Raw genomic sequence first — 23,768 nt, 5'->3', positions numbered from 1 at the left:
GCGACCGGGTTAGGTTCCCCGCCCATGCGCGTCCTGGGCATCGAAACGAGCTGCGACGAGACCGCGGCCGCCGTCGTCGAGGACGGGCGGCGGGCGCTCTCGGACGTCGTGGCGACCCAGATCGACGTGCACCGGCGCTGGGGCGGGGTGGTTCCCGAGCTCGCGAGCCGGAACCACGTCGTGCAGGTGATGCCGGTCGTGGACGAGGCGCTCTCGCGGGCGGGTGTCGGGCCGGACGGCGTCGACGCCATCGCCGTGACGAGCGGGCCGGGGCTGGTGGGCGCGCTGCTGGTCGGGGTCCAGGCCGCGAAGGCGCTCGCGGCGGCGTGGGGGAAGCCGCTCGTCCGCGTGAACCACCTCGAGGGCCACCTCGTCGCCGCGTTCCTCGCCGAGACTGCGCCGGCGTTCCCCTTCCTCGGTCTCGTCGTCTCGGGCGGGCACACCTCGCTCTACGCGGCGCGCGCGTTCGGCGAGTACCAGCTCCTCGGGCACACGCGCGACGACGCCGCCGGCGAGGCGTTCGACAAGGGGGCGAAGCTGCTCGGCCTGCCGTACCCCGGTGGCGTCGCCATCGACCGACTCGCCAGGGAGGGCGACCCCGGCGCGATCCGGTTCCCGAAGGCCATCGTGAAGGGCGCCGACCTCGACTTCAGCTTCTCCGGCCTCAAGACCGCGCTCCTGCACCACGTGAAGAAGCACGGCGTCCCGGAGGGGAGGGGGCTCGCGGATCTCTGCGCGAGCTACCAGGAGGCGATCGTGCGGGCGCTCGTCGAGAAGGCGTTCCGGGCGGCGCGCCGCCTCCAGTTCGACCGCCTCGTCCTCTCCGGCGGCGTCGCGGCGAACAGCCGGCTCCGCGCGGCGGCCGCGGCGCGGGCCGCAGAGTACGAGGGGATGAGCGTGTTCCTCCCGGCGGTGAAGCTCTGCACCGACAACGCCGCGATGATCGCGGTCGCCGGGACCCACGCGTACCTGCGGGGCGAGCGCGCCGGGCCGGAGCTGAACGCGGACCCGGCCTGGCGTCTGTAGCGGCGTCGGGGTGCCCACCCGGCAGCCCGCTGTCACGCGCGCACGGCCTGCGCATCTTCTCTGGGAGAGGCAAACCCCACATGGCACCCCGCTGGTTCAACGTCGCCTTCGGCGTCTGGTTCCTCGCGTCCGCGTTCATCGCCGGCCCGGGCTCCCCCGAGTTCGCGAATCACGTGTTCCTCGGACTCGCGATCTTCCTCCTCGCGTTCCTCTCGATGGGGATCCCGCAGTTCCGGCTGCTCACGTTCATCCTCGGGGCGTGGGCGCTCGTCGCCCCCTTCGCCCTGCACTACGCCGCGAGCGGGTTCGCGTTCCACGACATGGCGCTCGGCGTGCTCGTGATGTGGGCGGCGGCGACCGACGGGCGGACGCGCGACCGCCGCCGCCGCGACGTCGCGACGACGACCTGAGCGCCGTCCGCGACGGGCGCGCCGCGCCGGGTGATACTCGGGCCCGATGACCGAACGCTACCCGAGCCCGCGCGCGCTCCTCGACCGGTACGACCTCCGCGCCAAGAAGAGCTGGGGCCAGAACTTCCTCGGCGACGAGGCGATCCTCGACGACATCGCGCGGCTCGCGGCGCCGCGGCCCGGCGAGACCGTGCTCGAGCTCGGCGCCGGCCTCGGTCACCTCACCGCCCGGCTCGTGGCCCGCGGCGCGCGGGTGGTCGCGGTCGAGCGCGATCGCGACATGGCGAGGGTGCTCCGCGGCGAGCTGGGCGAGCGGATCACGCTGCTCGAGGCGGACGCCGCGCGCCTCGATCTCCCGGAGCTGGCGCGGCGCTTCGGGAGCGGCGGGAAGCTCTCCGTCGTCGGGAACCTCCCGTACCACCTGACGAGCCCCATCCTGTTCTCGCTCCTCGACCAGGCGCCTCACGTGCTCCGCGCGGTGTTCCTCCTCCAGCGCGAGGTCGCCGAGCGGCTCGCCGCGCCTCCCGGATCGCGCGACTGGGGCGTCCTGTCGGTCCTCCTGCAGCGCGAGGCGGACGTCTCGGTCGAGCGCATCGTGCGGCCCGGCGCGTTCTGGCCGCCGCCGAAGGTCGACAGCGCGGTCCTCTGCGCGCTGTTCCGGCCGCCCGCCGACGCGGTCGCGGACCCGGCCCGCTTCCGGCGGCTGGTCAAGGCGGGGTTCGCGCAGCGGCGGAAGACCCTGCGGAACGCGCTCGAGGCGGGGAAGATCGCGGACCCGGAGGCGCTGCGGGCCGCGCTCGCGACCACCGGCGTCGATCCGGGCCGCCGCGGCGAGACGCTCACGCTCGCGGAGTGGGCCGCGCTGGACCGGGCGCTGGGACCGGTCGCTGCGGAATCGTGACGGGGACGGCTCTGCACTTCACGGGCGCCCGTCCGCAAACTCCCCAAACTCCCCGCTCGCCCCAACCCACCGGTCGAACGGGCGCCCGTGAACCCTTCGCCGGCGCCTAGAGGGCGCCGGTGCGCGCGGTCGCGAGGAGGAGGCTCATGTTGCGGGCCCCGTTCTCGCCGAGGTACCGCCGGAAGGCGACCGGGTCGAGCTTCATCGACCGGATGGTCGCGACCACGATGGCGTCGTAGCTGGGCGCGTTGGGCTTCTTGAGCTCGAGCGCGATCTTGAGGATGGCGCGGTGGAAGGCCGGGTCGATCCCGTCCTCCGTGGTCCGCGCCGCCCTGGTGGCGACCTCTTCCCCGACCGCGATCCGCCTGCCCATCGCGAGCTCCTCCCGACCTGGTACACCGCGAAATCTGGCGTGACGATACGTGCGGTGGCGTGCACTGTCAATGGGCACCATGATCATTGGATCACGGGATCCGCGATCCGGATGTCACACACGGGAGGCGATCCCACGGTCGCCCCCGCCTTGCGGGCGACCGGTCGGCGTGGCAATCTCCCGCGTTCCCGCGCACATCCGCCCATGGAGCGCCCCCGCTACATCGCCGTGGAAGGCCCGATAGGCGTCGGCAAGACGACGCTGGCGCACATCCTCGCGGAGCGCCTCGGGGGGAGGCTCGTCCCCGAGCAGGCGGACGAGAATCCGTTCCTCCCCGGGTTCTACGCCGATCGGCGCAAGCACGCGTTCCAGGCGCAGCTCTTCTTCCTGCTCTCGCGCTTCCAGCAGCAGCAGGCGCTGTTCCAGCAGGACCTGTTCTCGCGGTCGACGATCGCCGACTACCTGTTCGCGAAGGACCGGATCTTCGCCTCGCTCACCCTCGATCCGAACGAGCTCGCGCTGTACCAGCAGGTCTACGACCTGCTCGGCCCGCGGGTGGTCCGGCCCGACCTCGTGATCTACCTCCAGGCCCGCGTCGACGTGCTCGCCACGCGCATCAAGAAGCGGGGGCGCGACTACGAGCGCGGCATGGACGCGGGCTACCTCGAGGCGCTCGCGAAGGCGTACAGCGACTTCTTCTTCCACTACGACGACACGCCGCTCCTCGTCGTCAACACGAGCGACATCGATCTGGAGGGCAACGCCGAGGATCTCGAGGCGCTGCTCACCGTCATCCGGAAGCACCGCAAGGGTACGCAGCACTACGTTCCGCTCGGGACGCGGACGTATTAGAATTTCCCCCCTTGCACCAATGGGCAGGACCCCGCGAGGGGCCTACACCGGAGGTATCACCGTCATGTCGAGCCACACCGCCGGTCCGCGGAAGCACGTGACCGTTCACGAGCTCCGCCGGATGAAGGAAGCCGGCGAGAAGATCGCCGTCGTCACCGCCTACGACGCCACCGCGGCGCGCCTCGTCGCCGCCGCCGGCGCGGACGTCGTGCTGGTCGGAGACTCCCTGGGGATGGTCGTGCAGGGGCACGACTCCACGCTCCCCGTCACCCTCGAGCAGATGACGTACCACTGCGCCGCCGTCCGGCGCGGGCTCGCGCGCGGCGACGGTCGCGCCCACCTCGTGGGCGACCTCTCCTTCGGGAGCTACCAGGCGAGCCCCGACGAGGCGGTGAAGAGCGCGATGCGCCTCGCGGCGGAGGGCGGCGTCGAGGCCGTGAAGCTCGAGGGCGGCGCGGAGTTCGGCGAGGTGATCCGCCGGATCGTGCGCGCGGGCGTGCCGGTGATGGGGCACATCGGCCTCACGCCGCAGTCGGTTCACAAAATGGGCGGGTACGTCGTGCAGGGGAAGGACTCGGAGAAGGCGCAGCAGCTCCTCAAGGACGCGCGCGCCCTCGAGGCGGCCGGCTGCTATGCCCTCGTCCTCGAGTGCATCCCCGCCGAGCTTGCCCGCATCGTCTCGGGCCAGCTCCGGATCCCGACGATCGGCATCGGCGCCGGCCCGCACTGCGATGGCCAGGTCCTCGTGCTGAACGATCTCCTCGGCCTCGACGACGCGTTCACCCCCAAGTTCGTGAAGCGCTTCGGGGAGCTCGGCGCCGCCGTGAAGGGCGCCGTCGGCGCGTACGTGGGCGAGGTGAAGGCCCGGACCTTCCCCGCAGACGCGCACAGCTTCCACTCGAGCGCGGTGCGGCTCGTGCCCGTGACGCCCGAGAACGATCGCGAGGAGCCGCCCGACGCCATGGGCGCGCCGATCTAGGCTAAGCTCCGCGACCGCTCGTTCACCCGCGCTGGCGGCCCCGCCGCCCGCGCCGGAGTCGCCATCCTTGAAGACGCCCGAGCTCATCACCGAACCCGCCGCGTGGCAGGCGCGCTGCGCCGCCGCCCGCGACGGGGGTGCGCGCATCGCCCTCGTGCCGACGATGGGGTACCTCCACGCCGGGCACCTCTCGCTCCTGCGCGAGGCCCGGCGCAGAGCCGACGTGGCGGGTGGCCCCGGCCTCGCCGTCGCGAGCATCTTCGTGAACCCGACGCAGTTCGGCCCGACCGAGGACCTGTCGCGCTACCCGCGCGACCTCGACGGCGACCTCCGGAAGTGCGGGGAGGCGGGGATCGACTGGGTGCTCGCGCCCTCGGACCCGCGGAGCATGTTCGCGCCGGGCCACGAGACCTGGGTGGACGTGTCGGGCGTCTCGCAGGGGCTCTGCGGCGCGTCCCGGCCCGGGCACTTCCGCGGCGTCGCGACGGTGGTGACGAAGCTCTTCAACCTCACCCGCCCGCACGTGGCGCTCTTCGGCGAGAAGGACTTCCAGCAGCTCGCGGTGATCCGGGCGATGGTCCGCGATCTCGCCTTCGGGCTCGAGGTGCTGGGGATGCCCATCGTGCGCGAGCCGGACGGGCTCGCCCTATCGTCCCGGAACGCCTATCTCTCGGCGGACGAGCGGGCCCGCGCGGTCGCGCTCTCGCGGTCGGTGCGCGAGGCGCAGGAGGCGACCGCGCGAGGCGAGCGCGACGCGGCCGCGCTCCGGGCCCGGGCGCGAGCGCGCCTCGAGGCGGCGCCGGCGAGGGTGGACTACGTCGAGATCGTCCACCCGGAGACCCTCCGGCCCGTCGACGTCGCGGCGCCCGGCAGCGTGATGCTGGTCGCGGCGTACGTCGGCGCGACGCGGCTCATCGACAACGGCCGGCTGCCATGAAGAAGGGCGGCGGGAAGAAGCCGGTCGACGAGGGCGTGAAGGTCGTGGCGACGAACCGCCGGGCGCGGTTCGACTACGCGATCGAGGACGCCTGGGAGGCCGGCCTCTCGCTCGTCGGCAGCGAGGTGAAGTCCCTCCGCGAGGGGAACGTCAACCTGTCCGACGCTTACGCCCAGCCCCGGGGCGACGAGCTCTACCTCGTGAACTGCCGGATCGGCGAGTACAAGCAGGCCGCCCACTTCGGCCACGAGCCGCTCCGGGACCGGAAGCTCCTCATGAAGCGCGCCGAGCTCGACCGCATCCGGGGCAAGGTCGAGCAGCGCGGCTACACGCTCATCCCGCTCCGGCTCTACTTCAAGGAGGGCTGGGCCAAGGTCGAGATCGGCCTCGCGAAGGGCCGGTCCCACGAGGACCGGCGGGACGTGATCGCCGAGCGGGAGTCGAAGCGGGAGATCGACCGCGCGATGTCGAGAGGACGGCGGCGCTAGCGCGCCGGAGGCGCGCCGCCGGGGACCTCACGCGAGCCCGCGGGCGGCCGCTGCCGCAGCGCGGCGCGAACGCTGCGTCGGGCCGCGAGCGGGGATGCCTGACTCGCCCGGAGTGAGGGTGAGCCTCGCCTTTCCGCCGCCTCCCCGGGGGCCAGGGACCCCGGCTGCAGGTCACGATGGGGCGTCGGTTCCCCGCGCGCGATCCGCTCTGCTAGCCTCGTGAACGCGTGTTCGATCGGCTCACGCTCGCGGAAGATCTGGTCGATTGCCGCGGCGAGGTGATCGGCCGCAGAGGCCTGGTCGTGTCGCCGGAGGCGATCGCGGAGGCCGGGCAGGCGGCGCCTCCGCTGCCACGCCGTCTCCTCGGCGACACGCGGCTCGCCTGCGACGTGCGCGCCGCGCTCGACGCTCCCGTTTACGCGCCGCTGTTCGCCCGCGCCGACGCCCGCGCGGCGGTCGAGCGGATGCTCCTCGCCGCCACGCTGCCGGACGTGCTCCTCGAGGAGCTGGAGGTGATCCGGCGCGAGCTGCCGATCGTTCACCAGCACGCGTTCGCGACGGCGGCCGTCGCGATCCGGATGCTGCTCGCCGCGGTCGGGCCGGCCCAGGCGCTGCCCTCGCTCGCCGCGGCGGCGCTCCTCCACGATCTGGGCATGCGCCACGTCCCCCGGAGCCTGCACCTGCGGCACGGCGCGGCGCTCGGCGCCGGCGACGCGCACCGGATCGCCGCGCACCCGCTCCTGGGCGCGTATCACCTCGCGGTGGTGCTCGGGGTCCACCCGGCCGTCTCCGCCGCGCGGAGCCATCACTGGCGGTGCGGGCAAGGGTACCCGGGGCTCGCCGCGCCGCCGTCGCGCGCGATCGAGGTCATCGCCGTCGCGAGCGCGTTCGCCGCGCTGACGCACCCGCGGCCGTACCGCTCGAGCGCGTACGACGCCCGCGGCGCCGCCGACGTCCTCGTCGCCGAGGTGGTGGCGCAGCACGCGGACGGCAACACGGTGAAGCTGCTCGTGCACGCGCTTCGCGGCGGGTCCGGAGACCCCCGGGACGTCCGCTTCGGCGTGCCGCGCGAGGGGCACGCGCCGGACGAGAACCGGTACGCGCCCGTCTCGGCGCCGGCGCGGAGCCTGCTCTAGGACTGCTGCCGCGGGTCCCGCAGCCCCGACACGTCCCGCAGCGTCTTCCACGTGTAGAGCCCGGTGTTGTGACCGTCCGACCACTGGATCTGGACGGCATAGCTGCCGACCGGGACGATCTCGAGCGGCCGGATGTCCGCCGGGATCGTCGCGGGATCGAGGATCTTCCGGCCGGTGCCCTCCTCGATGCAGCCGGCGCACGGGCAGAAGTCGCGGAGGACGAACGCCGGGATGTCCACCTGCGGCCCGCCGGGCCAGCGGATCCGGATCTCGTTCTTCTCGGTGACGTCGATCGCCTCCGGCGGCTCGGCGGTCTCTTTCTGGAAGGAGATGCGGTCGAGGAGTCCCATGGCGGAGATCTACATGGCGCGCGCGGGGCCCCCCGTCAAGCCGAGCGCGCGAGGGCGGCGAGCAGCGCGGACCGATCCTCGTGCGGCGCGAGGCAGGGGCGGGCGTCGGTGGCGTAGAGCTCGGAGGCGGCGAGATCCGGCGCGAGGCGCAGGATGGCCGAGGAGCGGGTGCCGTACGCCGGATCCATGTGGATGCAGGTCGCGGCGCCGAAGGCCGTGACCGGCGCGTGCCTCGTGAGCAGGTCGTGCAGCCTCGGGATGCTCGGGTCGAGCGGCCAGCGGGCGCGGACCACCTCGCTGCGCGGGTCATCGCCGTGCGGGGAGGTCTCGGTGACCACGTGCAGGCCGGGCGCGAGCGGCTCGACCGCCGCGGTCTCGCCGTCGTACCACCACAGGAACGCGTCGCGCGCGTCGGCCACCACGAGGTGGAACGGGTTCCACTGGTGCGCGTCGAGCGCCGTCGTGGCGGTGCGGGCGGTCGCCGCGTCCGGCGCGCGGAGCGCGAGCGGCACGAGCTCGCCGCGGGAGCGGCGCGCGGGATCGGGGTACCAGGTCGCGGGCGCGTGGAAGTTGGTGAGGGCCGCGACGAGGCCGCGCTCGGAGACCCCGATCCAGGTGCCGCCGGCGAGCAGGTCGCGGGGCGCGGCGTACCGTCCGCCGTCCGGATCCGAGCGGATCGCCCAGCCCTCGGCGGCGCGGCCGAGGCGCTCGTCGCGGTTCGCGGCGACGATCACCGGCCAGCGGCGGTCGGTCTGGAAGGCGACGGCGAGGGTGCACATGTCGACGTGGGCTCGGCTCCGCTGTCGCGTGGGCGGCGGGCCGCGCCGGTGCCTCCGGAAGAAGGACGGGCCCGGCGCCGAGACGGCGCCGGGCCCGCGAGAGACCACCCGCTCGTCGCGGGGCGCCTTACTTCACCTTGCGCGCGGAGCGGACCCGCTCGAGCAGCATCTCGCGCTGGAGCGCGATGGGCTTCGGCAGCGTCTTCCCGAGCTTGTCGAACCACTCGGCCTGCGACTCGAGCTCCTGCTCCCACTCGCCGAGGTCGATCTTCGTCGCGGCGGCGACGTTCTCCTTCGGCGCGTCGAGGCCGGTCAGGTCGAGATCGCCCGCCTTCGGCGTGTTGCCGAGGAGCGTCTCCTGCGCGCCGACGCGGCCGGCCGCGCGGTCGAGCATCCACTTGAGGACGCGCATGTTGTCGCCGTAGCCCGGCCACAGGAACTTGCCTTCCGCGCTCTTCCGGAACCAGTTCACCATGTAGACCTTGGGCGGGTGCGGGATCCGCGTCTGCATGTCGAGCCAGTGCTGGAAGTAGCTGCCCGCGTCGTAGCCGCAGAACGGCAGCATCGCCATGGGGTCCCGGCGGACGACGCCGACCTGGCCGGTCGCGGCGGCGGTCGTCTCGGATCCCATCGTCGCGCCGAGGTAGACGCCGTGCGTCCAGTTGAAGGCCTCGAGGACGAGCGGCACCGTCGTGGAGCGGCGGCCGCCGAAGATGATCGCGGAGATCGGCACGCCCTTCGGATCGTCCACGGACGGCGAGATGGCCGGGTTGTTCTTCGCGGGCGCGGTGAAGCGGCTGTTCGGGTGCGCCGCCTTGTCGGGCGAGCCCTTCTTCCAGTGCTGGCCCTTCCAGTCGGTGAGCTCGGGCGGCGCCTCGGTGTCCCAGCCCTCCCACCAGATGTCGCCGTCGGCGGTGCGGGCGACGTTGGTGAAGAGCGTGTCCTTGCGGACCGAGTCCATCGCGTTCGGGTTCGTCTTCCGGTTCGTGCCGGGGGCGACGCCGAAGTAGCCGTTCTCGGGGTTCACCGCCCAGAGCCGCCCGTCCTCGCCGACGCGCATCCAGCTGATGTCGTCGCCGACGGTGCGGATCTTCCAGCCCTTGAACACGGCGGGCGGGATCATCATCGCGAAGTTGGTCTTGCCGCAGGCGGAGGGGAACGCGGCGGCGACGTACTGCTTCTCGCCCGTCGGGCTCTCCGCCTCGAGGATGAGCATGTGCTCGGCGAGCCAGCCCTCGTTCTTCGCGAGGTAGCTCGCGATGCGGAGCGCGAGGCACTTCTTGCCGAGGAGCGCGTTTCCGCCGTAGCCCGATCCGATGGACCAGATCGTGTTGTCCTGCGGGAAGTGGCAGATGAAGCGCCGCTCCGGGTTGCAGTCCGCGACGGAGTGGAGGCCGCGGTTGAACTCGTTGGACTGGCCGAGGCGATCGAGCGCGACCTTCCCCATCCGCGCCATGATCCCCATGTTGAGCGCCACGTAGACGGAGTCGGTGATCTCGATGCCGACCTTCGAGAAGGGCGAGGTCGCCGGGCCCATCACGTAGGGCACCACGTACATCGTGCGGCCCTTCATCGCGCCGTCGTATAGCGCGCCGAGCTTCCGGTACGCCTCCTTCGGCTCCATCCAGTTGTTCGTCGGACCCGCGTCCTCCTTCGTCGGGGTGCAGATGAAGGTGAGGTGCTCGACGCGCGCGACGTCGTTCGGGTTCGAGTGGTGGTAGTAGCAGCCGGGCCACTTCTTCTGGTCGAGGGGGATGAGGACCTTCGCGGCGACGGCCTCCTCGGTCAGCCGCTTCTTCTCCGCCTCGGACCCGTCGCACCAGTAGACGCGGTCGGGTTTGCAGAGCTTGGCCATCTCCTCGACCCAGCCGAGGAGATGGGCGTTCGTCGTGGGGCGCTCGGAAGACGTGTGCATCCGGATTTTTCCTTTTTTGCGGTGTTACGAAAAAAGGGCCTGGATTCAGACGATGTCGGGCGCTCTGAAGAGGGATCCAGGCTGAAGGGGGACCCAAGCTAGCGCACGTCTGGTTACAGAGTCGAGCCCCGTTTTCCAACTCACCCGGGAAACTGTCGCCGGGAACGGATGGTCGCAAACAAACCGGCTCGCCCGCTCGCCCGCGGCGACGGAACGCCGCTGCGGATCTAGCTTCCAGCGCATGCCAGAGAGGGAAGATCGCCGCGCCTCGCCTCGCCCGCACGGGCCCGAGATGTCGCGTCATGCGGTCCGCTTCCGCGTGTGGGCTCCCGCGGTGGACGGACTCGCCGTCCGGGTCCGCGGACGCGACCACCCGCTCGAGGACGACGGCGAAGGCTGGCGCGTCGCCGAGGTGCCGGGCGCCGGGCACGGCGATCGCTACGCGTTCGTCCTGCCGGGTGGCGAGACGCGGCCCGACCCGGCGTCCCGGCGTCAGCCCGACGGCGTGCATGGGCCCTCGCAGATCTTCGACCCCGCGCGGCACGCGTGGCGGAACGGCGGGTTCACCGGGCGCGCCCTGGAGGAGCTCGTCTTCTACGAGCTGCACGTCGGCACGTTCACCCCGGAGGGAACGCTCGACGCGGCCGCGGAGCGCCTCCCCGGGCTCGTCGAGCTGGGCGTCACGTGCGTCCAGCTGATGCCGCTGCAGCCGTTCCCCGGGGATCGGAACTGGGGGTACGACGGCGTGGCACCGTACGCGGTGCACGAGGCGTACGGCGGGCCCGCCGCGCTCCAGCGCTTCGTGGATCGCGCGCACGGGCTCGGACTCGCCGTGTGCCTCGACGTCGTCTACAACCACCTCGGCCCGGAGGGGAACTACCTGGCGGCGTTCGCGCCGTACTTCACCGATCGCCACCACACGCTGTGGGGCGACGGGCTCGACTTCGACGGCCCGGGCGCGGGCGTCGTCCGGCGCTTCATGATCGGCGCGGCGGTCCAGTGGGTACGCGACTTCCGCGTGGACGTCCTGCGGCTCGACGCGACGCACGCGATCCAGGACGGGGCCCCGCGTCACCTCGTCGCGGAGCTGTGCGAGGCGGTCCACGACGTGGGGCGCCGCGCCGGGCGCCGCGTCCACGTCGTGGCCGAGAACGACGAGAACGACCGCAAGGTCCTCGATCCGCCGCCGGAGGGCTGGGGCTGCTCCGCCGTCTGGGCCGACGATCTGCACCACGCGCTCCACGCGCTCGTCACCGGGGAGGGTGGCAAGTTCCTCGCCGACTTCGGGCGGAAGGAGGACGTCGCCGCGGCGCTCGCGGGAGGCTTCGTCTACCAGGGCCAGCGCTCGGCGTTCCGCGGCCGGCCGCACGGGACGCCCACGCGCGGCCTCGCCCCGGCGCGCTTCGTCACCTGCGCCCAGAACCACGACCAGGTCGGCAACCGGCCGCGCGGCGAGCGGCTCTCGACGCTCGTCCCCTGGGAGGCGCTCTACCCGATCTCGACGCTGGTCCTCCTCGGCTCCGGCACGCCGCTCCTCTTCATGGGCGAGGAGTACGGGGAGACGAGGCCCTTCCTCTACTTCACGAGCCACTCCGATCCCGGGCTCGCGAAGGCCGTCAGCGAAGGCCGGAAGGCGGAGTTCATCGCGGAGGGGGTCGAGGCGGTGCCGGATCCGCAGGCGGAGGAGACGTTCCTTCGATCGAGGCTCGCGCCCCGCCGCGACGGCCGCCACGGCGAGCTGCTCGCGCACTACCGCCGCTGTCTCGCGCTCCGGCGGCGGCACCTGCCCGCGATCGCGGCGCGCTGGCCCGAGGTGACGCTGGACGGGGCCGCCGTCACGCTCCGGCGGCCGGGGCTCCTCGTCCGCGCGAACCTCGGCGCGGCGCCGGCCGGGGGCCTCGGGCCATGGAGCGTGGAGCTGCGGGAAGGCTAGCGGGCTCGCCGCGCGCGCCGCGACCGGCGTCCGCCCCCGGAGCGCGCCAGCCGCGTACGCAGCGAGGCCGCGCTACTTCTTCTCGAGCTTCTGGCGGAGGAGATCGCCGAGCGTGCCGAAGCCCTTCCCGGACGCGCGGGGCGACTTCTCCATGTAAGCGCGGGCCTCGGCGCGCTCCGCCGCGTGCTCCGCCTCGGTCTTCGAGAGCCGGATCCGGCCCTGCTCGTCGATGGCCGAGACGAGGGCGTGCAGCGTGTCGCCGACCTTGAAGCTCTTGCGGAGATCGGAGCCGCGGGGCGTGCCGGTCTCCGCGGCGGGGACCAGGCCGCGGCCGCCCGCGAAGCGGACGAACACGCCGAACGGCTCGATCTTGTCGACCGTCGCCTCGACGACGTCGCCCACGCGCGGGGGCGGCGGCGGCGCGGCCCGCGCCGGCTTCTCCGGCGAGGCGACCGGCTCCGGCCTCGGCGTGAGGGCGCGCACCGAGAGGCCGATGCGCTCGCCCTTCTTCGGATCCTCGTCGATCCGGAGCACCTGCACCTGCACGGCGTCGCCGGCCTTGAGCAGGTCCTGCGGCTTCGACACGCGATCCCAGGAGAGCTCGGAGACGTGCACGAGCCCCTCGATGCCTCCGAGGTCCACGAACGCGCCGTAGTCCTGGACGCTCGTCACGATCCCGTCGAGCACGGCGCCCGGCGCGAGCTTCTCGCGCGTCGCGCGTGCCTTCGCCGCGCGCTCCTCCTCGAGGAGCGCGCGCCGGGACAGCACCACGTCGCGCTGGTCGGCCTTCTGGACCCTGAACTGGAGCTTCTGGCCCACGAACGACGCCGTATCGGCGACGAAGCGGACGTCGATCTGCGACACCGGGCAGAAGGCGCGGACGCCGTGGACCTCGACCTCGAGGCCGCCCTTGTTCACGCCCTTCACGATGCCCTCGACCGGCAGCCCGCTCTGCGCCGCCTCGATCACCGCCTCGCGGGCGTGATCGCGGGTCGCGTGGGCGCGGCCCTTCGAGACGATGGCGCCGCGCTCGTCGGCGTGGATGACGACGCCGTCGATGATGTCGCCGACGCGCGCGGTGACGTTCCCTTCGGTGTCGGTCAGCTCGACCGTCTCGATGAGCGCGTCCGCGAGGCCCGAGCCGAGCTCGAGGAACGCGACGCCCTCGCCGATCTGGATGATCTTGCCGGCGACCTTCTCGCCGACCTGGAACCGGCGCCGCGGGGCCGAGTCCGTCTGCGCGAGCATGTCCGCGAACGAGCCCTCGTCGGGCGCCGCCACCTCGGGCGCCGGCGGCGGCTCGCCGCGCATCGCCGGCGACGGCGGCTCCTGCCGCTCACCGCGCGCCTCGCGCCGGTCCTCGCGATCGCGGCGCGGCCGGTCGCCGCCGGGCCGGCCGGGAGCGCCGCCGGGTCCTCCGGGGCGCCCGCCGCGCGGGCCGGGGCCGCCGGAGCGCGGACCGTGGCCGCCGCGCGGACCGGGAGCGGCGCCGCCCGGCGCGGCCTTCGGACCGCGCTCGTCGGCGACGCGCTGCCAGAGCGGACGGCTGTCGACGGGCGCCGGCGCGGCGCTCGTCGGCGGGAGCGGCTCGACCGTCGGCTCCTCGATCTTCGAGCCGGGAGGCGGCGGCCGGACGTGGCCCTTGCGGATGACGACGGGACCCTGGGACTCGGGCTTCTTCTCTTCCGACATGCGGGCCGTCTTATAGCAGAGCCCTCGCGTCTCGCGTAAAAGGGGCGCATGGCCGAGCGGCGCGTCGTCGTCTTCCTCTCGCACGCGGACGCGGGCGCGCTGCGCCTCGCCGGGTCGTGCGCCCTCGCCGCGGCCGCGCTCGGGGATCGGGTCGACGTCTACCTGTTCGGACCCGCCGTGCCCGCCCTCGTCGCAGCGCACGGGGAGGAGCCGGACGAGCCCGGCGGCCTCCTGCACCGGGCACGCGAGGCGGGGACCTGCCGTCTCGTCGCCTGCAGCGCGAGCGTCGTCGAGCAGAAGGTCGCGCTGGACGCGGCCGAGCGAGCGCTCGACGCCGTGGTGGGGTGGCCCACCATCATCGAGTGGAGCCGAGGGGTGGTCGATCGCTTCTTCTTCTAGCGGCCGGGCGGGCGCTCCCTCGCCAGCGGCATGCGCTCGGCGGGTCCGTCGGGCACCTTGCGCCAGCGCGGAACATGGGAGCCGCGCCGGGCGTTTTCGGGTACGCCCAACCCCTCGGAGCCCTTCCTATGGTCGCCCTGTCTCTCGATCCGCCTCCCTCGTCCCGCAGCGGCCGTGCGCCGCGCCGTGGCCTCGGCCGTCTCGTGCTCACCATCGCGTTCCTCGTCACCGCCGCCGGCGGCTTCGCGCTCGGCCGCGCGACCGCGCCCGGCGGCCGTTTCCCCGTCACCGTCTCGACCGGGAAGGGTGCCGCCGCGCAGGCGGCGCCGGCTCCCGCCCCGGCAGGGGCTTCCGCGGCCACGCCCGGAGCGGAGGCGGGTGCGGCGGTCGCGGCGCCAGCGGCGGCCGCCGCTCCCGCGGCTCCGGCGCCGCCGATGGCTGCGCAGGCCCCTTCCGGGCCGCGCCGCATCACCGCGAACCTCACCGGCGCGCTCGAGGAGTCGATCACCGCGGCGATGCCCGCGCAGGACCGCGGCTTCTCCGAGCAGCTCACGCAGGTCGTGAACCGGCTCCTCGTGTGGGACCTGCAGGTCTCGCACGACGGCCGCCGGGGCGACCGGATCGAGATCGTCTACGAGCCGCCCGGGACGCTGCCGCCGGGCGCGCCGGGCGCGAACGAGCCGGTGGTGCAGGCCATCCGGTTCGCCTCCCAGAAGCTCGGCCGCACGTTCGCGGTCTACCGCTTCCAGGCGCAGGGGTCGAAGTGGCCGCGGTACTACCGCGTCGACGGCACCGAGCTCGAGGAGCGCCTCGTCACGATCCCGGTCGCCGACTACGACCAGGTGACGTCGCTCCTGCGCGACGGCCGGCGCCACAAGGGCGTCGACTTCCGCACGCCGGTCGGGACCCCGGTGTTCGCCACCTTCGACGGCGTGGTCGAGCGCCGGAACTGGAACTTCGCCGGCAACGGCAACTGCCTCGACGTGAAGGACGCGGCCACGGGGCGCCACGCGATCTACCTGCACCTCGACGTGCTGCCGAAGGACATGGTTCCCGGCCGGCGCGTGAAGAAGGGCGAGCAGATCGCCGTCTCGGGGAACAGCGGCCACTCGTTCGCGGCCCACCTGCACTACCAGATGGAGGACGCGAACGGGACGATCCTCGATCCGTTCGCGGTGCAGCCCACCCACCGCGCCGCGCTCGACGCGGGCCAGAAGCCGGCGTTCGAGGCCCGTCGCGCCGCGCTCGACGCCCAGCTCTCCGGGACGGTCGTCGCCGCCGCTCCGGTCGCCTCGCCGATCCCCACCGCGGCCGCGCCCGCCGCGCCGGTGCCTACGGCCGCGCCGGCGCGGTAGTCGCGTCGCCCGCAGCACGGAGCGGGAACGGGGAGCTGCCCGCGGGCGGCTCCCCTTCGTCTTTTCTCGGGAGGCCGGCGGCGTCTCCGGCGCGGATCTCGACAGGCTCGGGGCGAGCGGTAGGCAGCAAACGCCGGCGTGGCGCCGCAGCACGGGCGGAAAAAAAGGGAGCCGCCCGAGGGCGGCTCCCTTTCACTTTCAGGTCTACGCGAGGGCTAGATCTTGCGGCCGCCCTCGTGCGCCCACTTCTCGAGCATGTCCGTGGTGACCGACTTCGGGCGCTCGATCGCGTAGCCGAGGCCGCGGTCCCACGTGATGTTCGCGAGCACGCCGAGCGCGCGGCCGATGCCGAAGAGGACCGTGTAGAAGTCCTCCTCCACCACGCCGTAGTGCACCTGGATCACGCCCGAGTGCGCGTCGACGTTCGGCCACGGGTTCTTGGTCTTGCCGTGCTCCGTGAGGACGCCCGGCGCCACCTCGTAGATCATGTTCACGAGCTGGAAGAGCGGGTCGTTCGGGAGGTGCTTCTTCGAGAACTCGTTCTGGGCGACGTAGCGCGGGTCGGTCTTGCGGAGCACCGCGTGGCCGTAGCCCGGGATCACCTGGCCCGAGTTCAGCGTGTCCCAGAGGAACTGCTTGAGCTGCTCCTTGCTGGGAAGCGTGTTGTTCAGCTTCTTCATCGTCTGCTTGATCCAGCCGAGCACCTCCTGGTTCGCGAGGCCGTGCAGCGGGCCCGCGAGGCCGTTGATGCCGGCGGACAGCGAGTAGTACGCGTCGCTGAGCGCGGAGGCGACGAGGTGCGTGGTGTGGGCCGAGACGTTCCCCGACTCGTGATCCGAGTGGAGGATGAAGTACATGCGGGCGACGTCGTCGTACGGGTTGGGGATGCCCATCATGTGGGCGAAGTTGCCGCCCCAGTCGAGCTTGGGATCCGCCGGGATGATCGTGTCGCCCTTGTACTTCATCCGGTAGATGTACGCGCCGATCACGGGCAGCCGGGCGAGGATGTCCATCGAGTCCTCGTACATCGGCTCCCACATGTCGTTCTTCTTCATCGTCCCGGTCGCGTACTTCTTCGCGAACTTCGACTCACGCTGCATCGCGAGGATCGCGGTCGAGAACATCGTCATCGGGTGCGAGTCCCGCGGCATCGCGCGGAGCACGTCGAAGACGTACTGGGGCACCGCGGAGCGGGCCTTCCAGTCGGCGACGATCTCCTGCGTCTGATCCATCGTCGGGATCTCGCCCGTGAGCAGGAAGTAGAAGAAGCCCTCGACGAAGGGCTGCTCCTTGCCAGGGACCTTCGGGAGCGCCGCGAAGGTCTCAGGGATCGTCTTGCCGCGGAAGCGGATGCCTTCCTGGGGGTCGAGGTAGGAGATGTCCGTCACGAGGCAGCGCACGTCACGGGCGCCACCGATCGCCTGGCCGATGTTGACCTTGTCGATCACCACCTCGCCGAATTCCTTGTTCAGCTTCTGGGTCCGGGGGCGGAAGGCCTCGATCTTCTGCTTCAGCGTCTGCTTGAGCGTGGACTCAGCCATGAATCACTCCAGCCTGGGGAAGGTTGAGCTGCGGAAATGCGAGCGCGGATGTCAGCGAGGAGCCCGAATCCTACTCGCGGCGGCGGCCGCCGCGCAAACGCTTAAACTCTCGTATTTAGTAGAGTCTTGCTGTCTACTTTCGCGCGCAGCGAGGGCTCGTACCGCGCCCCCGCGCGCAGCGGAGCATGACGCCGCGCCCCGTATGGCGCCGGACGCCGCGCGATGCGAAAGGGGCCCTCCCGGACGGGGGGCGATCCGGCCCTTTTCGTAATGCCTTCGGCTGAGCCCGATTGCAGTCTATGCGGCCGAAAGTCGCACGCTTCCGATGTTCCCGCGCTGGGGAGCGCAGGGCGAGCGATCGGATGCCGCGCCGCTGGAAAAAAGGGTATCTCGCCCGATCAGCGCCGGAGGCCCGCCGCGAGCGCCGCGGCGACCTCGGCCGCCATCGAGCTCGACGGGCGCCGCGCCTCGGGCGCCGCCGTCGCCGCCGCGGAGGCCGCGCCTTCCGCGCCGAGGGAGGCCTCGGTCGCCGTGGAGTCCACCGTTTCTGCAGACTCCCGGACGGACGGCTTCTCTCCGGTGCCCGAGCGGCAGCTCCGGCACCAGGGCTGGTTCCGGATCGCGCCGTCGGCCATCTTGCGGAGCCCGAACTGCGAGAGCGGCCGCATCTTGTGGCACTTCAGGCACATGAGGGTGATGAACACCTCGTTGCCGTCGGCGTCGTAGACGGACGAGCGCCGGCGCTTCGGCTTCGTCTCGCCGGGCTCCTTCTTCCTCTTCACAGGCGCCGCCTTCGCGAGCTCACCCTTCGCGATGGCGGGCGCCACCATGACCTTCACGGCCATCTCTCGAGACCTCCGCGGAGAGGACGGATTCGCGCCGCCGCCCCGTTCGCCGCGCGCCCGGATGGGCGGAGCGGACGTGGAGGGCGCGCGGCGGAGCGACCGTAGTCGGGGCCTCTGACACCGGACCCCCGACCGGCCCGCTGCGCCGTGGACCGTCGCTTGCGGCACGGCCCTGGAACGGCGGCCGGCTGTCGGTCGGGCTCGGGATGATCCCGCGCCGCGAGGCGGGGTCGAGCGGTTCGAGTCATGCGGTCCCGGGCCCGCTCGCCCGACGACCGCTCGCCCGCCCCTCCGACCCAAGGGAAGGGGGCTTCCGCTCGCCCGAGCACGTGGCGGGAGCGCCGGGTCGGCCCTACTTTGCTCCGAGCGAGCCCCCCGGATGGACGCGCCGAACCTCAGCCCCGCGGCCCCTCGCGACATCAGCGCGGTCGCGCGGATGGCGCGTGTGGGGCGGAACGCGGCGGTCACGGCCGGTCTCGTCGGCCTCCTCGCGCTCGGCGGGTGGGTGCTCCGGCTGGAGTGGCTCCGCTCCGCCGGGCAGCGGTTCGAGACGCAGCCGAACGCGGCCGTCGGCCTCGTCCTCGCGGCCCTGGCGACGGTCCTCGCGTGCCGCAGGGATGGAGCCTCCCGCAACACCGCCCGGGTGCTCGCGGTGATCGTCGCCGCGCTCGGGGCCGTGACGCTCCTCGAGCACCTGACCGGGGCGGATCTGCTCCTCGATCGGACCCTGCTCCCTACGGACGCGCCGGTCGCCAACGTCGCCGGGATCCCCGGCCGGATGGGCGCGCCGGCGGCGCTCGATCTGCTTCTCTGCGGGGTGGCGCTGCTCGCCCTGTCCGCGGGCCCGCGGGGCGCGCCGGCCGCCCAGACGATCGCGCTCGCCGCGGCGCCGCTGCCGCTCCTCGTCCTGGTCGCGTACGCCTACGACGTCCGCCCGCTGTACGCGGCCCCGTTCCTGTCGGCGGTCGCGTTCCCGACCGCGCTCGCGCTCCTGCTCCTCGACGTCGGGATCCTCCTCGCGCGGCCCGGCGACGGCTTCGTCGCGAACCTCGCGACGGCGGGCGGCGGCAGCGCCATCGCCCGGCGGATGCTGCTCTACGCCGTCGCGCTCCCCATCGCGGTGGGCTGGATCGCGCTCACCGCGCACCAGGCCAGGTCGGAGAGCGCGTTCGCGGTGTCGCTGGTGGTCGTCGCGCTCACGCTCGCGCTGGTGCTCCTCGTGCTCCGGGACGCGCTGGTGCTCGACCGCCTCGAGGCGGCGAAGCTGCACGCACAGTCCGAGCGCGAGGCCTCGCGGGACGAGCTCGCGAAGGCGCTGCGGCGCGAGCAGGAGGCGCGCAGCCACGCCGAGTCGGCGAGCCGGGCGCGCGACGAGTTCCTGAACACGCTCTCCCACGAGCTCCGGACGCCGCTCAACGCGATCCTCGGCTGGACCCAGCTCCTGCGCGACGGCGGCACGGATCCGGCCCGGCTCGCGCGCGGCCTCGCGGTGGTCGATCGGAACGGGCGGGCCCTCGCGCAGGTCGTGTCGGACCTGCTCGACATGTCGCGGATCGCCCGCGGCGTCATCCAGCTCGAGCGGATGGAGCTCGATCCGGTCGCGGCGGTCGATCGCGCCGTCGAGGCGGTGCGTCCCGCGGCGAACGCGAAGGGCGTCGCGCTCGTTCGCGCCGTCCCCGCTCCCGTCCCGGCGGTCCTCGGGGATCCCGTGCGCGTGCAGCAGATCGCGTGGAACCTCCTCACGAACGCCGTGAAGTTCACGCCGGGCGGCGGGCGCGTCGCGGTGGGCGTCGCGGCCGACGGCGGCGACGTCGTCCTCACCGTGGAGGACTCGGGCGCGGGGATCCCGCCCGAGTTCCTGCCGCACGTCTTCGACCGCTTCCGCCAGGCGGACGGCTCGGACAGCCGGCGGCACGGCGGCCTCGGGCTCGGGCTCGCGCTCACGCGGGAGCTCGTGGTCCTGCACGGCGGCGCCGTGGAGGTGGCGAGCGCAGGCGAGGGCCGCGGCGCCACCTTCCGGGTGATGCTGCCCCAGGCGCCACGCCAGGCGGAGGTCGCTCCGCCGCCCCGGCGCGACCGCCCGCAGCTCGGCGGCGCGCGGATCCTGGTCGTGGACGACGAGGCGGACGCGCGCGAGCTGCTCGTGCAGCTCCTGCAGTCGTGGGGCGCGCGGCCGGCCGGCGTCGCGTCGGCGCGGGAGGCGCTCGCGGCGGCCGCGCTGGAGAAGCCGGACCTGCTCGTCTCGGACATCGCGATGCCGGGCGAGGACGGCTGCGCGATGCTGCAGGAGCTCCGGCGCATCGAGCGCGCCCTCGGGCAGCTCCCCGTCCCGTCGCTGGCGCTCACCGCGTTCGGCCGTCCGGAGGACCGGCGGCGGGTGCTCGCCGCAGGGTTCGACGCGCACGTCGCGAAGCCGGTGGAGCCGGACGAGCTCCGCGCGACCATCGCCGCGCTGCTGCGGCGCGAGCCGCAGGTGATCGCGCCGGCGCGCGAGCTCCGGCCGGTGCCGGGTGCGCCCGGCCGCGGGGCGGGCGGCGCCGCCGCGGCGCACTGATCTACACGGGGCCTGCGCCCCCCGGCCGAGCGCCCTCGACCACTGGGCGATGGCCCGCCCAGGCGTGCTCGCCTCGCCCGCGTCAGTGACGCAGCCGCACGCGCTCGACGACCTGCACGATCCCGATGAACGTGACGATGGCCGCCGCGGTGATCGCGGGCTTCCCGGCCGCGCGGAACCAGGCGACCAGGCCGGGGATCGCGAGCAGCAGCGCGAGGATAAGGCCGAGGTTCAGGCCGGCGACGTCCACCCGGAGCCACCCCATCACCTGCACCACCTCGAGCCCGCTCGCGAGGAGCGCGATCGCGGGCAGGGCCCGGCCCTGCGCGGTGAAGAAGAGGAGGCCGGATCCGGCGAGCGCGGCGATCGCGAGGTAGACGTGCGTCGTCATGCCCGCGCTTGTATGCCGGCGGGGCCCCGCACGGCAAGTGAGGAGACCGTCAGGCCCGGCTCACGATCTGGCGGAGCACGTAGGGCATGATCCCACCGTGCCGGTAGTACTCGACCTCGATCGGCGTGTCGATCCGGACCGTCAGCGGGACCTCCTCCCGCCGCCCGTCCTTCCGGTGCACGACCAGCCGCGCGCCCTGCCGCGGGCGGAGCGCGCCGGAGACGCCGACGAGGTCGTACGTCTCGCTGCCGTCGAGGCCGAGCGTCTGGGCCGACACGCCCTCCGGGAGCTGGCAGGGGAGGACGCCCATCCCGACCAGGTTCGAGCGGTGGATCCGCTCGAACGAGCGGGCGACCACGAAGCGGATGCCGAGGAGCGCCGGCCCCTTCGCCGCCCAGTCGCGCGAGGAGCCGGTGCCGTACTCCTGCCCGGCGATCACGCAGAGCGGGACGCCATCGCGCGCGTACTCGAGCGCGGCGTCGTGGATCGGGAGCCGCCGGCCGGTAGGCTGGTGGATCGTGACGCCGCCCTCGACGCCCGGGACCATGAGGTTCTTGATCCGCACGTTCGCGAAGGTGCCGCGGACCATCACGTGGTGGTTGCCGCGCCGCGCGCCGTACGTGTTGAAGTCGCCGACGCCGACGCCGAGCGACTGGAGGTAGAGGCCGGCGGGCGAGGACGGCTTGATGGCTCCGGCCGGGCTGATGTGGTCCGTCGTGACCGAGTCGCCGAAGACGGCGAGGGCTCGCGCGCCCGTCACGTCGCGCGGCTCCCCGGGACCGAGGGCGAACGGCGTGAAGTACGGCGGCTCCTGGATGTACGTGGACTCCGGGTTCCAGTCGTAGACCTTGCCGCCGCGGATCGGGAGGGCGTTCCATCGCGGGTCCTTCGCCAGGTCCGCGTAGTTCCGCCGGTACTCCTCGGGATCCGCCGCCGCTTCGCGGAGCGCCTCGACCTCCTCGAGCGTGGGCCAGATCTCGCGGAGATAGACGTCCTTCCCGTCGGCCCCCTTGCCGAGCGGCTCGTGGTCGAGGTCCACGTCCACGCGTCCCGCGATGGCGAAGGCGACCACGAGCGGCGGGCTCATGAGGAAGTTCGCGCGGACCGACTGGTGGACGCGCGCCTCGAAGTTCCGGTTGCCCGAGAGCACCGACGCCGCGACGACGTCGTGGTCGTTCAGGACCTCCTCGATGCGGGCGTCGAGCGGCCCGGAGTTGCCGATGCACGTGGTGCAGCCGTAGCCGACCGTCTCGAAGCCGAGCGCGTCGAGGTCCTTCTGCAGCCCCGTCCGCTGGAAGTAGGTCGTGACGACGCGCGACCCCGGCGCGAGCGACGTCTTCACGGTGGGGCGGATCTTCAGCCCCTTCGCCACCGCCTTCCGCGCGAGGAGGCCCGCCGCGAGCATGACGCTCGGGTTCGAGGTGTTCGTGCAGGAGGTGATGGCCGCGATGAGCACGTCTCCGTGGCCCACCTCGACGTCCCGGTCCTCGAGCCGCCGCGGGGCCGTGCGCACCGGATCCGGCGTCGGGCGGTTGTTCATCATCTCGAACTCGGTGAGCGTGCTCGTGTTCTTTCGCTCGCCGTCCGGCGCCGTCTCCGGCTCCTGCAGGCCGCCGCCCGGCACCGGCTTCCCGTCGCCGTCCTGGAACAGCCAGCGCTGGCCGAGCTCCGCGAGCGGCTTGCCGTAGCCCGTCGCGTCCGCCCGGGTGAACACGTCCCGGAACGCCTCCTTGAGCGCGGGGAGGTCGATCCGGTCCTGCGGCCGCTTCGGGCCGGCGACGCTCGGACGCACCGTCGCGAGGTCGAGCTCGACGACGTCGGTGTAGTCCACCTGGCCCGGCCGCGGCATCCCGAACAGCCCCTGGGCGCGGTGGTACGCCTCCGTCGCGGCGACCAGGGCGGCGGGGCGGCCGGTCTGGGTCAGGTACCGGATCGACTGGGCGTCGAACGGGAAGTAGCCGACCGTCGCGCCGAACTCCGGCGACATGTTCGAGATCGTCGCGCGCTCCGGGACCGGGAGCCGCTCGGCGCCCTCGCCGAAGAACTCGACGAACTTCCCGACCACCTTCGTCTTCCGGAGGATCTCCGTGATCCGCAGCACGAGGTCGGTCGCCGTGACGCCCTCGCGCAGCGCGCCGACGAGGTGGAAGCCCACCACGTCCGGCATCGCGAAGTAGTACGGCTGGCCGAGCATCGCCGCCTCGGCCTCGATGCCGCCGACGCCCCAGCCCAGCACCCCGAGCCCCGCGATCATCGTGGTGTGCGAGTCGGTGCCGACGAGCGAGTCCGGGTAGGAGAGCCCGTCCTTCTCGAGCACGCCGCGGGCGAGGTACTCGAGGTTCACCTGGTGGCAGATGCCGACGCCGGGCGGGACGATGCGGAGCGCCTGGAACGCCTGCGTCCCCCACTTCAGGAACTCGTAGCGGGGGAGGTTCCGGTCCATCTCCCGGTCCATGTTGTACCGGAGCGCGTCCGGGCTCCCGAAGGCGTCCACCTGCACCGAGTGGTCGATCACGAGGTCGACCGGCACGACCGGCTCGACGGCGAGCGGGTCCTTGCGCAGCCGCGCCACCGCCGCGCGCATCGCGGCGAGATCGACGAGGAGCGGTACGCCCGTGAAGTCCTGGAGGAGCACGCGCGCGAGGACGAACGGCACCTCGCGGCTCCGGTCGCCGCGCGGCTGCCATCCGGCGAGCGCGCGGACGTCGTCCTCGGTGACTCGCTTGCCGTCCACGTTCCGCGTCACGGACTCGAGGACGATCCGCAGCGACACGGGGAGCCGCGAGACCGGCCCGAAGCCCTTCTTCTCGAGGGCGGGCAGGGAGACGAGCGTGCCCGGCTTGCCGGGGGCGGGCTCGAAGGGGGTGACGACGCCGAGCGGATCGTTCATGGTTTCGACCTGTTCCTCGCGG

Annotated in this window: 21 protein-coding genes; 12 read left to right on the top strand and 9 right to left on the bottom strand. The window is 73.0% G+C overall.

Translation table 11 applies throughout. The annotated features are described in order from the left end of the window. Positions 1–24 precede the first annotated feature (24 nt). The 3 genes from tsaD to rsmA all read left to right on the top strand — a co-directional run bounded on the left by tsaD (position 25) and on the right by rsmA (position 2,337). Positions 25–1,026, top strand: coding sequence for a tRNA (adenosine(37)-N6)-threonylcarbamoyltransferase complex transferase subunit TsaD (tsaD, locus tag AMOR_RS08045; RefSeq protein ID WP_248360289.1), 1,002 nt, complete (start codon positions 25–27; stop codon positions 1,024–1,026). Positions 1,027–1,106: 80 nt separating this feature from the next. Further along, on the top strand, positions 1,107–1,436 hold the full coding sequence (locus tag AMOR_RS08040; RefSeq protein ID WP_248360288.1) for an SPW repeat domain-containing protein: 330 nt from the start codon (positions 1,107–1,109) through the stop codon (positions 1,434–1,436). A 46-nt stretch (positions 1,437–1,482) separates the two neighbouring features. Next, entirely contained in the window at positions 1,483–2,337 is an 855-nt protein-coding gene (rsmA, locus tag AMOR_RS08035; protein WP_248360287.1) for a 16S rRNA (adenine(1518)-N(6)/adenine(1519)-N(6))-dimethyltransferase RsmA, read from the top strand. A 106-nt stretch (positions 2,338–2,443) separates the two neighbouring features. Here rsmA and AMOR_RS08030 read toward each other — a convergent pair whose 3' ends face one another. Further along, positions 2,444–2,710 carry a hypothetical protein gene (locus AMOR_RS08030; protein WP_248360286.1) on the bottom strand — a complete coding sequence of 89 codons (267 nt, stop codon included), beginning with the start codon at positions 2,708–2,710 and terminating at the stop codon, positions 2,444–2,446. A 204-nt stretch (positions 2,711–2,914) separates the two neighbouring features. Between AMOR_RS08030 and AMOR_RS08025 the strand changes: the two genes are divergently transcribed. The 5 genes from AMOR_RS08025 (at position 2,915) to AMOR_RS08005 (ending at position 7,102) form a co-directional block, all read left to right on the top strand. Next, positions 2,915–3,562 carry a deoxynucleoside kinase gene (locus tag AMOR_RS08025; protein WP_248360285.1) on the top strand — a complete coding sequence of 216 codons (648 nt, stop codon included), beginning with the start codon at positions 2,915–2,917 and terminating at the stop codon, positions 3,560–3,562. A 64-nt stretch (positions 3,563–3,626) separates the two neighbouring features. Continuing rightward, the gene (panB, locus tag AMOR_RS08020) at positions 3,627–4,541 is read left to right on the top strand and encodes a 3-methyl-2-oxobutanoate hydroxymethyltransferase (protein ID WP_248360284.1); all 915 of its coding nucleotides are present in this window, start codon (positions 3,627–3,629) and stop codon (positions 4,539–4,541) included. Between the two features lie 67 nt (positions 4,542–4,608). Continuing rightward, complete coding sequence (gene panC, locus AMOR_RS08015; RefSeq protein WP_404800951.1) at positions 4,609–5,478, top strand: pantoate--beta-alanine ligase; 870 nt, start codon at positions 4,609–4,611, stop codon at positions 5,476–5,478. Next, entirely contained in the window at positions 5,475–5,966 is a 492-nt protein-coding gene (gene smpB / locus AMOR_RS08010; RefSeq protein ID WP_248360283.1) for an SsrA-binding protein SmpB, read from the top strand. The genes panC and smpB overlap by 4 nt, the downstream gene beginning before the upstream one ends. Positions 5,967–6,193: 227 nt before the next feature. Further along, on the top strand, positions 6,194–7,102 hold the full coding sequence (locus AMOR_RS08005; protein WP_248360282.1) for an HD domain-containing phosphohydrolase: 909 nt from the start codon (positions 6,194–6,196) through the stop codon (positions 7,100–7,102). Here AMOR_RS08005 and AMOR_RS08000 read toward each other — a convergent pair. The 3 genes from AMOR_RS08000 to AMOR_RS07990 form a co-directional block, all read right to left on the bottom strand. Further along, a complete protein-coding gene (locus AMOR_RS08000; RefSeq protein WP_248360281.1) occupies positions 7,099–7,452 on the bottom strand; it encodes a DUF971 domain-containing protein in 354 nt (117 codons plus the stop codon). The genes AMOR_RS08005 and AMOR_RS08000 overlap by 4 nt on opposite strands. Positions 7,453–7,487: 35 nt before the next feature. Continuing rightward, positions 7,488–8,231, bottom strand: coding sequence for an NRDE family protein (locus tag AMOR_RS07995; protein WP_248360280.1), 744 nt, complete (start codon positions 8,229–8,231; stop codon positions 7,488–7,490). Positions 8,232–8,358: 127 nt separating this feature from the next. After that, positions 8,359–10,146, bottom strand: coding sequence for a phosphoenolpyruvate carboxykinase (GTP) (locus AMOR_RS07990; RefSeq protein ID WP_248360279.1), 1,788 nt, complete (start codon positions 10,144–10,146; stop codon positions 8,359–8,361). A gap of 241 nt (positions 10,147–10,387) precedes the next feature. Between AMOR_RS07990 and treZ the strand changes: the two genes are divergently transcribed. Then, positions 10,388–12,079, top strand: a complete 1,692-nt coding sequence (gene treZ / locus AMOR_RS07985; protein ID WP_248360278.1) for a malto-oligosyltrehalose trehalohydrolase — start codon at positions 10,388–10,390, stop codon at positions 12,077–12,079. Between the two features lie 72 nt (positions 12,080–12,151). Here the strand turns inward: treZ and AMOR_RS07980 are convergent, their stop codons facing one another. Then, the gene (locus AMOR_RS07980) at positions 12,152–13,771 is read right to left on the bottom strand and encodes a 30S ribosomal protein S1 (RefSeq protein WP_248360277.1); all 1,620 of its coding nucleotides are present in this window, start codon (positions 13,769–13,771) and stop codon (positions 12,152–12,154) included. A 48-nt stretch (positions 13,772–13,819) separates the two neighbouring features. On the opposite strand from AMOR_RS07980, the gene AMOR_RS07975 reads away from it, so the two are divergent. Both AMOR_RS07975 and AMOR_RS07970 read left to right on the top strand, forming a co-directional pair. Beyond that, positions 13,820–14,170: a DsrE family protein gene (locus AMOR_RS07975; RefSeq protein ID WP_248360276.1), complete on the top strand. Its 351-nt coding sequence runs from the start codon at positions 13,820–13,822 to the stop codon at positions 14,168–14,170. Positions 14,171–14,298: 128 nt separating this feature from the next. Further along, positions 14,299–15,525 (top strand): M23 family metallopeptidase, encoded by a 1,227-nt coding sequence (locus AMOR_RS07970; protein ID WP_248360275.1) that lies wholly within the window; start codon positions 14,299–14,301, stop codon positions 15,523–15,525. Between the two features lie 215 nt (positions 15,526–15,740). Here AMOR_RS07970 and AMOR_RS07965 read toward each other — a convergent pair whose 3' ends face one another. Both AMOR_RS07965 and AMOR_RS07960 read right to left on the bottom strand, forming a co-directional pair. After that, positions 15,741–17,066, bottom strand: a complete 1,326-nt coding sequence (locus AMOR_RS07965; protein WP_248360274.1) for a citrate (Si)-synthase — start codon at positions 17,064–17,066, stop codon at positions 15,741–15,743. A 398-nt stretch (positions 17,067–17,464) separates the two neighbouring features. Beyond that, positions 17,465–17,911 carry a hypothetical protein gene (locus tag AMOR_RS07960; protein ID WP_248360273.1) on the bottom strand — a complete coding sequence of 149 codons (447 nt, stop codon included), beginning with the start codon at positions 17,909–17,911 and terminating at the stop codon, positions 17,465–17,467. A gap of 379 nt (positions 17,912–18,290) precedes the next feature. Between AMOR_RS07960 and AMOR_RS07955 the strand changes: the two genes are divergently transcribed. Continuing rightward, entirely contained in the window at positions 18,291–20,465 is a 2,175-nt protein-coding gene (locus tag AMOR_RS07955) for a hybrid sensor histidine kinase/response regulator (RefSeq protein ID WP_248360272.1), read from the top strand. An 82-nt stretch (positions 20,466–20,547) separates the two neighbouring features. On the opposite strand, the gene AMOR_RS07950 is transcribed toward AMOR_RS07955, so the two are convergent. Then, entirely contained in the window at positions 20,548–20,856 is a 309-nt protein-coding gene (locus tag AMOR_RS07950) for a hypothetical protein (protein WP_248360271.1), read from the bottom strand. A gap of 49 nt (positions 20,857–20,905) precedes the next feature. Continuing rightward, positions 20,906–23,746, bottom strand: coding sequence for an aconitate hydratase (locus AMOR_RS07945; RefSeq protein ID WP_248360270.1), 2,841 nt, complete (start codon positions 23,744–23,746; stop codon positions 20,906–20,908). Positions 23,747–23,768: the final 22 nt, after the last annotated feature.

This window comes from Anaeromyxobacter oryzae, from assembly GCF_023169945.1.
GTDB lineage: Bacteria > Myxococcota > Myxococcia > Myxococcales > Anaeromyxobacteraceae > Anaeromyxobacter > Anaeromyxobacter oryzae.
This window is presented reverse-complemented; position numbering and strand designations above follow the sequence as displayed.

Bases quoted from the DNA above. Each gene is read 5' to 3' on its own strand.
- panB (WP_248360284.1), top strand. From the start codon at position 3,627: ATGTCGAGCCACACCGCCGGTCCGCGGAAGCACGTGACCGTTCACGAG.
- AMOR_RS07955 (WP_248360272.1), top strand. From the start codon at position 18,291: ATGGACGCGCCGAACCTCAGCCCCGCGGCCCCTCGCGACATCAGCGCG.
- AMOR_RS08040 (WP_248360288.1), top strand. From the start codon at position 1,107: ATGGCACCCCGCTGGTTCAACGTCGCCTTCGGCGTCTGGTTCCTCGCG.
- smpB (WP_248360283.1), top strand. From the start codon at position 5,475: ATGAAGAAGGGCGGCGGGAAGAAGCCGGTCGACGAGGGCGTGAAGGTC.
- AMOR_RS07975 (WP_248360276.1), top strand. From the start codon at position 13,820: ATGGCCGAGCGGCGCGTCGTCGTCTTCCTCTCGCACGCGGACGCGGGC.
- AMOR_RS07965 (WP_248360274.1), bottom strand. From the start codon at position 17,066: ATGGCTGAGTCCACGCTCAAGCAGACGCTGAAGCAGAAGATCGAGGCC.
- AMOR_RS07945 (WP_248360270.1), bottom strand. From the start codon at position 23,746: ATGAACGATCCGCTCGGCGTCGTCACCCCCTTCGAGCCCGCCCCCGGC.
- AMOR_RS07990 (WP_248360279.1), bottom strand. From the start codon at position 10,146: ATGCACACGTCTTCCGAGCGCCCCACGACGAACGCCCATCTCCTCGGC.
- rsmA (WP_248360287.1), top strand. From the start codon at position 1,483: ATGACCGAACGCTACCCGAGCCCGCGCGCGCTCCTCGACCGGTACGAC.
- treZ (WP_248360278.1), top strand. From the start codon at position 10,388: ATGCCAGAGAGGGAAGATCGCCGCGCCTCGCCTCGCCCGCACGGGCCC.
- AMOR_RS08025 (WP_248360285.1), top strand. From the start codon at position 2,915: ATGGAGCGCCCCCGCTACATCGCCGTGGAAGGCCCGATAGGCGTCGGC.
- tsaD (WP_248360289.1), top strand. From the start codon at position 25: ATGCGCGTCCTGGGCATCGAAACGAGCTGCGACGAGACCGCGGCCGCC.
- AMOR_RS07950 (WP_248360271.1), bottom strand. From the start codon at position 20,856: ATGACGACGCACGTCTACCTCGCGATCGCCGCGCTCGCCGGATCCGGC.
- AMOR_RS07980 (WP_248360277.1), bottom strand. From the start codon at position 13,771: ATGTCGGAAGAGAAGAAGCCCGAGTCCCAGGGTCCCGTCGTCATCCGC.
- AMOR_RS07995 (WP_248360280.1), bottom strand. From the start codon at position 8,231: ATGTGCACCCTCGCCGTCGCCTTCCAGACCGACCGCCGCTGGCCGGTG.
- AMOR_RS07960 (WP_248360273.1), bottom strand. From the start codon at position 17,911: ATGGCCGTGAAGGTCATGGTGGCGCCCGCCATCGCGAAGGGTGAGCTC.
- AMOR_RS08030 (WP_248360286.1), bottom strand. From the start codon at position 2,710: ATGGGCAGGCGGATCGCGGTCGGGGAAGAGGTCGCCACCAGGGCGGCG.
- AMOR_RS07970 (WP_248360275.1), top strand. From the start codon at position 14,299: ATGGTCGCCCTGTCTCTCGATCCGCCTCCCTCGTCCCGCAGCGGCCGT.
- AMOR_RS08000 (WP_248360281.1), bottom strand. From the start codon at position 7,452: ATGGGACTCCTCGACCGCATCTCCTTCCAGAAAGAGACCGCCGAGCCG.